Source organism: Streptomyces sulfonofaciens, from assembly GCF_014656295.1.
Classification (GTDB): Bacteria; Actinomycetota; Actinomycetes; order Streptomycetales; family Streptomycetaceae; genus Streptomyces; species Streptomyces sulfonofaciens.
The window spans coordinates 26398-38512 of the sequence record NZ_BNCD01000008.1; the positions used below are offsets into that span (position 1 = coordinate 26398).

At 76.3% G+C, this 12115-nt stretch carries 11 protein-coding genes; 1 reads left to right on the top strand and 10 read right to left on the bottom strand.

The genetic code is table 11. The features are described 5' to 3' along the window. Positions 1-91 precede the first annotated feature (91 nt). The 10 genes from IE313_RS14955 to IE313_RS15000 form a co-directional block, all read right to left on the bottom strand. Positions 92-1351 carry a sulfotransferase family protein gene (locus IE313_RS14955; protein ID WP_189932221.1) on the bottom strand — a complete coding sequence of 420 codons (1260 nt, stop codon included), beginning with the start codon at positions 1349-1351 and terminating at the stop codon, positions 92-94. Positions 1352-1633: 282 nt separating this feature from the next. Beyond that, complete coding sequence (locus IE313_RS35190; RefSeq protein WP_229924655.1) at positions 1634-2968, bottom strand: NADase-type glycan-binding domain-containing protein; 1335 nt, start codon at positions 2966-2968, stop codon at positions 1634-1636. A gap of 3 nt (positions 2969-2971) precedes the next feature. Further along, the gene (locus IE313_RS14965) at positions 2972-3535 is read right to left on the bottom strand and encodes a phage tail protein (RefSeq protein ID WP_189932222.1); all 564 of its coding nucleotides are present in this window, start codon (positions 3533-3535) and stop codon (positions 2972-2974) included. Beyond that, positions 3532-5487: a putative baseplate assembly protein gene (locus IE313_RS14970; RefSeq protein WP_189932224.1), complete on the bottom strand. Its 1956-nt coding sequence runs from the start codon at positions 5485-5487 to the stop codon at positions 3532-3534. Before IE313_RS14970 ends, IE313_RS14965 begins: the two co-directional genes overlap by 4 nt. A gap of 4 nt (positions 5488-5491) precedes the next feature. Next, positions 5492-5926 carry a GPW/gp25 family protein gene (locus IE313_RS14975; protein ID WP_189932226.1) on the bottom strand — a complete coding sequence of 145 codons (435 nt, stop codon included), beginning with the start codon at positions 5924-5926 and terminating at the stop codon, positions 5492-5494. Beyond that, positions 5923-6243, bottom strand: a complete 321-nt coding sequence (locus IE313_RS14980; protein WP_189932228.1) for a PAAR domain-containing protein — start codon at positions 6241-6243, stop codon at positions 5923-5925. The genes IE313_RS14975 and IE313_RS14980 overlap by 4 nt, the downstream gene beginning before the upstream one ends. Positions 6244-6274: 31 nt before the next feature. Further along, entirely contained in the window at positions 6275-8053 is a 1779-nt protein-coding gene (locus IE313_RS14985; RefSeq protein ID WP_189932230.1) for a VgrG-related protein, read from the bottom strand. Further along, a complete protein-coding gene (locus tag IE313_RS14990) occupies positions 8050-8781 on the bottom strand; it encodes a CIS tube protein (protein WP_189932232.1) in 732 nt (243 codons plus the stop codon). The genes IE313_RS14985 and IE313_RS14990 overlap by 4 nt, the downstream gene beginning before the upstream one ends. 101 nt (positions 8782-8882) lie before the next feature. After that, complete coding sequence (locus tag IE313_RS14995) at positions 8883-9308, bottom strand: phage tail protein (protein WP_189932234.1); 426 nt, start codon at positions 9306-9308, stop codon at positions 8883-8885. 278 nt (positions 9309-9586) lie between these two features. Next, entirely contained in the window at positions 9587-10090 is a 504-nt protein-coding gene (locus IE313_RS15000; protein WP_189932236.1) for a hypothetical protein, read from the bottom strand. Between the two features lie 1060 nt (positions 10091-11150). Between IE313_RS15000 and IE313_RS15005 the strand changes: the two genes are divergently transcribed. Further along, a complete protein-coding gene (locus tag IE313_RS15005) occupies positions 11151-11351 on the top strand; it encodes a hypothetical protein (protein WP_189932237.1) in 201 nt (66 codons plus the stop codon). The last annotated feature ends 764 nt before the right edge of the window (positions 11352-12115 follow it).

Consider the following 12115-nt stretch of genomic DNA (forward strand, 5'->3'; position numbering starts at 1 on the left):
GCCGGGCGGCGCCGCGGCAGGCCCCCGCCGGCCGGCAGGGACGCTCCGCCGTCCCCGGACCACCGGCCGGTGGGTGGCGACCGCCCTGCGCTCAGCGCACCGTCTCGTCCTTGAGGCCGAAGCGGGACACGTACCCGGCGAACGCGGCGCGCCGCTCGGACACGTCCAGACCGAGGTCCGACAGCCGGTAGTCGACGCGGCCGTTGCGGCCCCTGCGGTGGCCGGCGAGGTACTCCTCGACCGCCGCCTGAGCCTCGTGCGTGTACGGCTGGTCCGCCATCTCGTAGATGCGGCGCACCGTGCCCTTCTCGTCCGCCATGAACTCGTGGAAGCGCACGTCAAGCGACTGCTCCGCGGGCACCACGTCGCGGTCGCGCATCAGGCCGTCCAGCAGGTTCCCGAGCCGCTCGGCCCAGTACTTGCCGACCGCGGCCGGGTCCGGACGGGCGGTGCTCATCCGCAGTGCGTAGCACACCATCGTCGCCATCGAGGCGGTGACGGCGGCCGGGTCGCGGTGGGTGAACACCACGCGCGCGTCCGGGAAGACGTTCATCAGCGGGCGCAACTGCTCCAGGTGCTGCGGGCACTTCAGGATCCACCGCCTGCCGGCCCTCTCGCCGCGCAGCCAGGTCATCGCCTGCATGGCGCGCTTGAGGTAGGCGTAGGCCGGGGTCTGGTCGTTGGAGAGGTACCAGTCGCGGTACGAGGGCACCATCACCTGGGTCTCGAAGTGCATCGACGCGAACTGCAGCGCCAGCACGTTCAGTTCCTCGTGCGCGTACGTGGGCGTGAAGTCCAGCATCCGCTTGAAGTGCGGCATCGCGTTGTGCATCAGCTCCAGGGTGCTGGTGGTGCGTGCGATGCGCGGGGTGGGGTCGTCGAGGGACTCGCCGGGCGGCGGCACGGGCTCGTTGGCCTCCCACAACTGGAGTTCGCGAAGGGCCGGATCGGCCGACAGGACGTTGTGCAGGTGCGTCGAGCCGGTACGGAAGAGACCGGTGATCACGATCGGCCGCTCGATCGGGATCCGGGTGATCTCCGGGTGCCGCGCCACCAGGTCCTCGATGCGCAGCCGGTTCTTCAGCAGCTCCACCAGTTGGAAGAACGTCGCGGTGCGGCCCGACGCGCTCAGCCCGGCCTCGATCTCCAGCGACCTGCACAGCACGTCCAGCGGCTCCCGGAAGCCCGGGTCGCCGAAGTCGTCCAGGTCGGTCTGTGTGGTGGCCGCCTCCATCAGCACGTCGGGTTCGAAGGCGACGGACGGCGCCATGGTCGCCATCGCGTCGAAGATCTCCCTGACCTCGGCAGAGAACCGCGGCTCGGCCAGGTCCTCAATGCGTACCGTGTCCACCCATGTCTCCGTTCTTCGCACCCCTGGGCGCAACTCACCTGCATCGCGTGATGGCGGCGGGCGGCCCGGTGCGCGCGCACCCCGCAGGACGGCCGCCGGTACGGCCGTGCACTCTCGTGCCGGTAGGGCCTGCGCTCCTGTGCAAGCTGGGGGGATGCCTCCACCATCGAGTGGGGCACAGGCTTCCGCATCGTTCTTAAGGTCGGCTAACCCGCGGCGAAAACCCCGACCGGCCGAGTCCGGGCCCCGGCCCGGGCTCGGCCGCGCCGGAAGAACCCGGGCTCAGCCGCGCCGGAAGAACTCGACCTCGCCCAGCGCAGGCCGGCGCCCCGAGGCGAGGCCCGCCGCCTGGCGGACCACGAGACGGACCGCCACCACGTCGCTGATGCCGGTCGGGACGGTCTGCGGCCCCGGCTTGTCGGCCAGCGGCACCTCCTGGGTGCGCACCGTGCCGTCCTCCGCGGTCACCACGAGGTCCAGCAGGGTGGGCCTGGCCGTCGCCCGGAAGTCCTGCGGCTCGGCGGAAGGACCGGTGTGCACCACGAGGTCCACCAGCCTGAACGGCCGCTCGAAGGTGAACGTCAGCGAGGCGCCGAGCGCGGGCGCGCCCCAGTACCTGTTGGTGAGGCCGTCGGTCGCGGCGGACGCCGGGTGGCCCCGCACCGCGCCGCTCGCGGTGACCTTCGACGGGCTGACGGCCGTCGCGTCGCCGAGCTTGTCCCGGACGTCCTCGAAGGCGGCGCGGCCCGCGGGCAGGAGCAGGAAGCCGCAGGCCACCACGGCGAGCACCGCGAGCAGCGCCAGGATCCGGCGCGGCCACCGCCCGGAGCCGCCGATCCGCACCCTGCGCCGGAAGGGCCACCGGGTGCGCCACCACGGCAGCGCGGCCACCGGCCGCGGCGGGGCGAGCGCGGTGGCGCAGCGGCGGCAGAACCTGCGCCCCGACCGGTTGAGCGTCCCGCACGACGGGCACGGCACGCCGCCCTCCGGCTCGTCCGCGACCGAGGGCCGTACGACGGGCCTCGGGGCCACCGGCTTGGCGGGCCGGACGGCACCGACGGTCCCGGGGTCGGCGGCGGGACCGGGCGCCTTGGGACCCGGCGCCGTGGTATCGGGCGCCGCGGCGCCCGGACCGGAGGCGGGGCGGACGGCGGACGGGGTGGTGGACGGCCGCCCGGGTACGGGCGGGGCGGACGCATCGGACGCATCGGACGCATCGGATGCACCGGACGCCCGCCCGGCCTGGGGCGGCCGGGTGCCGGCGGGGGTGGAACCCGCCGGCGCGACGTCACCGCCCGCCCCGGTGGCCCCGGTGGCCCCGGCGGCGCCGGTTGCCCCGCCCGCCGCCGGTGCGCGGCCGGCCGCGGCCGCCTCGCCCCCTGCCGGTGCGTCACCCCCTGCCGGTGCATCGCTCCCTGCCGGTGCGTGGTCCGCCGCCGGTGTGCCGTCTGCCCAGGCAGCGTCGCCCGGCAGGGGCATGCGGCCCTCTGCCGCGGCACCGTCCGGCACGGCCCCGCCGCCCGCCGTCCGGTCCGACCAGCCCAGGTAGGACCCGCAGTTGCCGCAGAAGTCGTCGCTGTCGCCGTTGGCCGAGCCGCAGACCGGGCAGGCGCGCATGGTTCAGTTCCCTCCGTCGTCGGGCGGGCCGCTGAGGACCTCCACCCGGCAGGTCAGATGGACCGGGCAGGCCGCCGCCACGACGGCCTGCACCTGGGCCCTGTCCACGGCGGACGCACGTTCCGGCCAGACCCGCACCAGCAGTTCGCCGGACGGCGGCGGGGGCGGTGCGGTGTCCGGGGTGGCCGACCAGATCGCGGCACCGCCGTCCAGGACCTGGGCGCCGACCCCGAGGCAGAGCCGCAGCCGCTCGACCAGGCCGCGCCGGGTACCGCGCCACCGGTGCAGCTCGACCGCCCGTGCGACCACGCTCCTGCGCAGCTCCTCGGGCCACTGCCCGTCCACCTCGATGCCCACCCAGGACGCCAGCCAGCCGACGAAGTCCGCGGGCGCCAGCCGCGGGTCGAAGTAGGCGGGCAGGCTGTCCAGCGTGGCCGGCACCGGGGCGAGCACCGTGTCGAGACCGGCCGTGAACCGCTGCGCCAGGTCGTCGTCCGCGTACAGCGCGGGCAACTGCTCGCCGATCGGGTAGCGGCTGCGCAGCCCCGGCACCGCCGCCCGCGTCATGACGGTCCGCCGGACGAGGCGACGGCGACCTGGTGCCGGTAGGAGAAGACCAGCGCGTTCGGCGCCACCGCGACCCGCTCGACGGGACCGCCGCGCCGCCCGGTGATCGGGTCCGCGGGAAAGAGCCTGACCTCCTCCACCAGGCCGGCTCCCGGCACCCGTTGGAGCACCGCGAACACCTCCCCGTACTGCACCGGCCTGCCGAACTCCCACCCGCCGCCGGCGGCCCCGCCGACCAGCGGGTTGAGGTGCCGGTAGAGCGCGGCGAGCGCGTCCTCGCGGACCCGGTCCGCCTCGCCCGGCGCGGCCACCAGCCGGGCGACGACCGTGACGCCCTGGTACGCGGGCGGCTCCACCACCAGCCGGGTGCCGACCAGGCGCCGCTCGTCGAGCCGGGCCGTGATCGCCGCAAGCGTCTGCTCGGCCGGGACGAGCTGCTCGAACCGGAGCCGGTCCCCCTCGTCGGCGACCGCGTCCGGCACCACCAGCACCCGCACCGCGCCCGCGCCGCCGTCGGCCGGCGGCAGGCAGCGCACCCGGGCCACCGAGGGCGCGGCCTGCCGGGCGATCAGCTCGTAGTCGTCCGCGGTGACCGCACGCTCCTGGAGGCGCAGCACGTTCGGCGCGCGCACCTTCGCGTTCGCCACGCTCTCGCCGTCGACACCGCCGCGGGCCGCCTCCCGGTTCTGGACCCGGGCGACGTAGGGGACCGAGCTGCGCAGCACCGAGACGGCACCGCGGGCGACGTTGCCGGCGGCGCCACCGCCCGTGCGGTAGCGCGGCACCCTGATCCTGGCGCCCTTCGCGGGCACCGCCCCGAAGGTGCGCAGGGTGCCGTCCGCCTCGCGCACCGCGGGCGGGAACGCGAACTCGCCGGTGGTGGCGTCCACGACGACGTGCCGGTCGGTGGGCCCCGAGGCACCGAAGTGCTCCACCGGCGTCCAGGTCTCCCAGCCGTCCGCCGCGGACACCTCCACCACGGGCGGGTCGCCGTCCAGCAGCACCGGCGGCCTGGGCAGCACGAACCGCTGGCCGGCCACGCCCTCCGAGGTGCCGAGGGGCACGTCGAGCACCGTCTCGGCGTGCTCGGCCGTCACGGTGCCGCCCACCGTGAAGACCTCCGCCTCGCGGACCGTCGGCGACTCCGAGTAGAACGGCTGACCGGGCTCGGGAGCGGTGACCCGGCAGCGCAGCCAGCCCGCACGCACCCCCGCCACCACCGAGGCGGTGTGCCCGGCGGGCACGTGCACCATCACCTCACCGGGCCGGTTGAGGCCGCCGGTGGTGTCGGCACCCCTCTCGCAGCCCAGCCACCGCGCCCCGTCCCACGCCTCCCACACCAGCGGAGGCTGCCGGGGATCGACGCCCACGCCCTCCACCCGGCTGTCCAGGCGCACCGCGACGATGCACCGCGGCACGGCGGCGGGCAGCCCGAACAGCATCGCGTCGCCCGCCCGGGGCGGTGCCTGGAAGCACGGCACGTCGCCGCCCGCGGCCAGCTCCGGCGTCCGGTCGGACGGTTCGCCCGACACCGGAACCGTCACCAGGCGCCGCAGGGCGCTCGGCACGATCGGCAGGTCCTCGGTGGTGGCGAACACCACCTCCTCCTCGGTGTCGCCGCGCGGCGTGGCGACCTCGGTGCCGGCCCGCAGCAGCACCGTCTCCGGCTGGGGCGCCGAGAGCCAGAAGTCGACCTCGGCTCGGGCCGCCGCCGGCGGGAAGAGGCGGATGCCGAGCAGGTCGAGGAAGGCCGCGTAGTTCTTCTCCGGCACCCGGTTCAGCCGGTACAGCAGTTGGTCCACCATGTAGGCGAAGGTCTCGATGAGGGTGACGCCCGGGTCGGAGACGTTGTGGTCGGTCCACTCCGGTGCGCGCTGCTGCACATACCGCTTGGCCTCGTCGACCAACTGCTGGAAGCGCCGGTCGTCCAGGTTCGGGGCGGGCAGGGCCATCGCCTCACACCTCCCCGCCGGCCGGCCCGGGCGCCTGGTCCCCGGGGCCCGAGGGGATGGTGTAGAAGGGGAAGACCAGGTTGCGGCGGTCGTTGGTGGAGCGCACCGCGTAGTGCACGTCGATGTACAGCACGCCCTCCTCGACGGTGTCGAAGGCGACTGCCACGTCCGTGACCTCGATCCGCGGTTCCCAGCGCGCCAGCGCCACCCGCACCTCGTGGGCGATCCGGCCGGCGGTGGCCCCGTCGCCCGGCGCGAAGACGTACTCGTGGATGCCGCAGCCGAACTCCGGCCGCATCGGGCGCTCCCCGGGCGCCGTGCCCAGCACCAGACGGATCGCCTCCTCGATTTCCTTCTCGCGCTCCACCATGGCGATGCCGCCGGTGGGCCCCACCCGCAGCGGGAAGCCCCAGCCGCGCCCGATGAACCGCTCGCTCACGCCGGCCCCCCGATCAGCACGTCCACGGCACCCGCCACGACCAGCGCCCCGCAGGCCGTCCTGTCCCGCATCCGGGCCGCGGGCAGACCGCCGATCAGGACCTGGCCCGAGGCCGCGGCGGCCGCGTCGGGCAGGAGCACGTTCGCGGGTCCGAGCGCCGCGTGCGGGGGCACGGGGCAGACGTGCAGGCTGCCGGTGACCGCGGCGGGCCGGCCGCCGATCAGCACGGTGGCCACCGAGGCGGCGGCGCCCGGCGGCGGGGCGCCGATCACACCGCCGTGGGCCGTGGCGTCGCCGGTGCGGGCTGCGGGGGGCATCGTGGTCCTCCTCGGACGAGTCGGGACGGTCTCAGTTGATCCGGATGAGCCTGGCCTTGAGCACCCCGAGCAGACCGCCGTCGACGGTGACGTCCGAGGTGCCGTTCACGGTCACGGAGCGGCCCCTGATGTCCACCGTGCCGGTGCCCGCGTCGAGCGTGATCCCGGTCGGCGACAGGGACACCGAGCTGACCGCCCGGCGGCCGCCCGGGCCGAGGACGGTCAAGTCGATGCGGTCCCGCAGGGCGTCGAGACGCACGTCGAGGCGTCCGTCGTCGGTGACGAGCCTGACCCCGCAGGGGCCGCCGCGGGCGTCGAGCAGTTCGAGGCGGTGGCCGCTGCGGGACGCCACCGAGCGGCGGTTGACCTTTCCGCTGGTCGGGTCGACCAGCGGAACATCGTGCGGGGAGGGCCCGTCGACGCCGTTGTAGAGGCCGCCCAGCACATAGGGGCTGTCCAGCGAGCCCTGCTCGAAGCCGACCAGTACCTCGTCGTTGACCTCGGGACTGAACACCCCGCCGCCCTTGCCGCCCCACTGCACCGTGCGCACCCAGTCGGTGACGTAGTCGTCGGACAGCCACGGGAACCTCAGCCGCACCCAGCCGCGCTCGGCGCCGCCCGGCTCGCGCACATCGGTGACCACCGCGATGGCGAGCCCGGGCATCCGCGGCCCGCGCGCCGGCGCGTTCCCGCCGGTCACCAGGCCCGCCAGGGAACGGTCCTGGGCGGCGCTCACCACCACCGTGGTCCGGTAGCCGCCGTGCGGCTCCAGCACGTGGCGGGCGGCGGTCGCCGTGTAGCGGCCGCAGAAGGCGGCACCGACGTTGCCGAGCGCCACCGGCACACCGGCGCGCAGTTTCGGATTGCCCTCGGCGACCGCCTCCACCTCGGCGAACCCGGCACCCACCGACGCGGCCAGCGAATCCGCCGCCGCCCTGGTCTCGGCCTGTGTGCGGTACGGGGTGTCGGCGACCGTCAGCACCCCGGGCGAGCCGAACGGCCGCGTCGCCGCGGCCGGGTCGAGGCCCGGCGCCACCGTGCTGCTGCGCACCGACGGCGCACGGGAGACCAGCGGCTGCCTGGTGGTGACGTTCCAGCCCCGCACCTCCACGCTGCCCGCCCCGTCGGCACTGGTCAGCGCCGCCCGCAGGGCCAGCAGGTTGCGGCCGTACTCCAGCACCAGAGGGTCCTGGGTGGCCGGAGTGCCCGGCGCGGGCGCCTTCGCCGCGGGCTCGGGCCGCACGAACTCCAGCAGCCCCCCGTCGTCCACCACCACCTGGGCACCGCTCTCCTGCGCGAGGTGCTGGAGGAACTCCCAGTCCGAGACGTTCGCCTGGGTGAGCTGCGGGTACGTCACCGGCGCGGCCTGGATCCGGCCGCACGCCAGACCGGCACCGGTCACCACCTTCCGCACGATGGCGGACGCGGTCATATTGCGGAACGCCACCACCTTGCGGCCGCGCATCAGACGGTGCGTCCTCGCCAGCGCCCGCACCACCGTGAAGGACCCGGTGGTGTCGCTGTCCAGTTCCAGCGCGGTCACCTCGCCGGCGAACAGCCGCTCCCTGGCGTTGCCCTGCACGGTGACCACGGAGATCGTCAGGGGCGTGCCGATGGTGATCCCGGTTGCCTGGAGCAACTCGTGGTCCGGGTCGCGGTAGGTCAGCACGGCGGAGTCCGGCAGCCCGACGTTCTCGTCCACCACACAGCTCACCAACTGGGCGACCCAGGTGGGCGGCAGCTCGCCCGGCGCCGCCACGACCGGGTCCGCCGCGAAGGACCGCCCGCCGCGCGCCTGGGGTGTCGTCATCCCGCCTCCCCGTCCGGGACCTCTTCGGGCCCCCGCGGCCCCGGCACCACCAGTTCCGTGCCCGGCACGAGCGCCATCGGGTCGTCGATGCCGTTGGCCTCCGCGATGGTCCGCCACGCCGTCGCGTCGCCGTACTCGCGCCAGGCCAGCAGCGGAAGGCTGTCCCCGGCCACCACCCGGTGCGTGCTGTGCGCCTGCCGCGCGCCCGACGTCGGGTTCTGCCCGGCCGGGTCGACGCTCGCCTCCTCGATCGACAGCGCACAGGTGGCCCGCAGCGGCTTCCCGTCGACGTCGAAGAGCGTGTACGAGACGGACAGGCCGGCGAGCACCCCGTCGAACGATGTGGTCCTCGCCGTGCCCCAGTCGAACCGCACCCAGGGGCTCGCCGGCTTCTTGCGCGCCAGGCTGGCGGGCGTCGGCACACAGGCCGTCATCAGTTGTTCCACCGCCTTCTCCACCGAGTTGTCGTGCGTGGCGGTCGCGTCCAGGAAGACCTCCAGGGACAGCGCGCGCGGCCCGCTGCCGACGAACTCGGGCAGCGCCGACTGCCCGGCCATCCGCGACGGCGTGCGCCGCCACTCGGTGGTCTTGGTCAACGACAACCGCGCCGGGTTGAACTGCAACTGCAAGCGGACCAGGGCCCCGCCGGGCCGCGCCCCGACCTTCGCGGGCGGTTCCATGATCGTCAACTGGGCTCGGGCCCTGCTGGTGCGGACTGCGGGGGACACGGTGCTCCTTGCTGCCCGCGGCGCGGGCGTCCGGGCGGGTGCGGGTGGGCGTGGTCGGGGTGCGCGGTCGGGGGCGCGCGGTCGGGGAGGAGGAGGGCGGGTCACGAGGGGCGCAGGCCCTCGTGGGCGATCTCCAGGGTCTCGACGGCCGCCTCCGAGTTCGCCGGGTCGAAGGACGGGCCCTGCCAGCGCACCGGCACCGCGCCGAGCACCTGCCAACTGACGATGCGGCTCAGGTCCGGTTTCAGGGCCACGATCTCGCCGTCCTTGGGCTCCACCTTGCGCAGGATCTCGTCGAGCCAGCGCGCGATCTTCGCGGTGTCCGCGGTGACGGGACGGGTCAGGGTGATGTTGGACCAGGTGATGCGGCCGGGTAGCTGCCACGCGAAGCCGTTGTTGCCGCCCTCCGCGTACTGCTCGATCTCCACCTCGGCGCCGAGGCCCGAGCAGGTGTGGAAGGCGCCGAGGTCATTGCCGCCGATCGCCAGTCTGAAGAACACGCTGGTGGCGAAGATGCCGTCCGTCATGCCTCGATCCGTCTCTGCTCAGCACCTCTCGGTGGCCTGTCGTGCCGTGCCGTCCCGCGGCGGGCGCCGCCGCCTCGTCCCGTCCGCCGTTCCGCCGTGCCGTCGGGTTGCGTCCTTCGGGTGTTCCGCCGTCCCGTCGGGTCGCGTCCTCCCGGCGGCCCGCCGTCTCGCCGTCCCGTCGTGGGCCGCGCCCGTCCGTGCCGTGCCGTCCTCTCCGTGCGTCTGCCTGTCCGTCGGTCTGCCTGCCATGTCTGTCGGCCCCCATGTCTGCCGTGTCGTCAGCGGTGCCTGTCGTACGGTCGGCCGGTGCGCTCCCTGCCGCGCCGCAGCTCCGCCCTGAGCAGCCGGCCGACCGGGTCGATCAGCCGGCGGGCGAGCTCTTCGAGGTCGATGCCTGCCACCCGGTCGGGGGCCGAGGCGGCAGTGGCGCCCGTGGTCCGCCCGGCGTCCGGTGGGGTCGGCGGGCCCGCCGACCGCGGCTGGACAGCGGTGAGCGGGACCCCGGTGACTCCGGCGGCGGCCGCGGCGCGTTGCAGGGCGGGGGCGCCGGGACCCGCGGCGGCAGGGGGCGCGGTGCGGGGCCGCCGGTGCGTCCCCTCGGGAGCCCGGTCACCGGACCGTGCCGTGGCGCCGGGCACCTCCGCACGGTCGCGGACTCGTACCGGCAGGTCGTGCGGGACGACTCCGGCGGTGTGCGGGGCGGCCACGACGGGTGGGCGCGCGAGGTCCGGGGTCACCGGCAGGCGCTGGAGGGAGCCGGGGCCGGGCCGGGGGCCGTGCACGGGCGAGGGGTGCACCACAGTGCCGGTGCCGGTGCCGGTGCCGCCGGGCCGGGGCGGGGCCGGGTCCGGGCCGGGGACTCCGCCCGGGCCGGTGCCGGGGGTGGGGAGGCCGGACGGGCCAGTGGGGTGCGACCCGCGCTTGGCGGCCACCGGAGCAACGGCGGCCACTGGATCGGGTGGCCATGCGGAGCCAGGTGCCGGGGGCGCCGTTCCGGGCGTCTTGGGCGTCCCGTGCCTCCCGTGCGTCCCTCGTGTCCCGGCGTTCCCGGTCTCACGCAGCCTTCCTGTTCTTCCGGTCCCTCCTGTCCCTCCGGCTCCTCCTGTCCCTCCGGCTCCTCCTGTCCCTCCGGCTCCTCCTGTCCTTCCTGTCCTTCCGGTCCCTCCGGGGGGTGGGACGGACGGCGCCGAGGGGGCGCCGGGTCCGGCGGGCGGTGCCTCGCCCGCCGTGCCGTGCTGCCGGGTGTCCCGCCGCCAGGTGGCCCGCACCAGGGGCGGCGCCGCGGTGCGGGCGGCGGGAGCGGTCGGCGAGAAGCCGTCCGCACCGCCGGTGCGCACGACCAGGGGCCGGTCCGCGAGCAGTGCGCGGGTCGGGACGGCAGGGGGGCCGCCGTGCGAGGCGGCGGTGCGCCGGACGAGCGGTGCCGCGGTGGTTCCCGCCGTCGCCTCGGGGACCCGTGCGGCGGCGAGCGCGCCGGGGCGGTGTTGCGCCGCAGGCCCGGTCCGCACCGCGTCCAACCCGTTCCCGTGCACCGGTGTGTCCTCTCCCGGGGGCGTCACCACCGGTGCACGGCCGGACGGCGTTGTACCGGGCTCCTTGGGGACGGCACGCTGGAGGGCGGCCCGCGTCGCGGGCCCGACGTCCACCGGTTGCCGCCCGGCGTCGCGGGACCGCGCGGCCTCCCGCACCGGACCGGACGCCGGTTCGCCTCCGAAGCCCGGGCCGCCCTGTGCACCACCCCGGTCGTGCGCGGAACGGGCCCTGTCGTCCCCGGCGCCGTCCGGTACCGCCCGGTCCCCGTCGTCCGCCCTGTCCCCGTCGTCCGTGCGTGCCGTGTGTGCCGTGCGTGCCGCTTCCGCGGTACGCCGGGCCGAGACGGCCGAGCGCAGCTCGGGCAGCGCGGCGACCGCGGCCGCCCGGGCGGCGGAGGGGGCGCCTGCGGCCAGGACCGGCATGGCGGCCCGCGCACTCCCGGTGGCCGGGGACGCCTCCCGGCGTGAGCCGGAGTCGAAGTCCGGGCCGGAGCCGGAGCCGGAGCCGTAGCCGGCGTCGGGGACGGGGCCGGGGCCGGCGGTGGTACGCCGCACCGGGGGGCGGTCACCGAGGAGTGGCGCCCCGCCCGGGAGGACGGCGGTGTCCGGCAGGGCGGCGAGTGGAGCGCCGAGGCCGCCGCTACGGGCCGGGGGCCGGGGAGCGGCCGTCCCCCGTGGTGCCGTGTCCTGCGGCGGACGGCTGCCGGGCCGGGCCGCGGGCGCCGTCCGCTCCGCCGGTCCCGGTGCCTCGTCCGCCCGCGCCGTTGCCGCCCCTCCCACTGCCGCCGGTGCCGCCGTTGCCGATGGTGTCCTGTCGTCCGTGCCCGTCGACGGGTCCTCGGCCTCGTTCCGCTGCACCACCGGCAAGGGGGCCGGGGCCGCGGGACCGGCGGCGGCCACGGGTGCCGCGGGCAGCGGTGCCGCCGTGCCGGGCAGCGTACGCAGCGGTTCGCCCAGGGCGGGGCGCACGGAGGCGGGCGGACGGACCGCGGGGCGCTCGGCCGAGAACGTCACCCCGGCATGCGCGCCGCCACCGGGGCCCGTCGCCGCCTCCGTGCGCTCCGGGGGCGGGCCTGCGTTCGCCGGGGACGGCGGCGGGACGGCGGCGAGGCGTCGCACCGGCAGCGCGGGACGGGGGGCGACCGTCAGGGGCTCGCGCACCCGGCGCGGGCGCACCGGCGCGGGCCGGTGCGGGGAACCGGAACCCGGCGGGGCCCCGGCGCCGGCCCCGCGGGCCGAACCTGTCGGTGTCCCCGGCCCCGGCGTCCCCGCCCC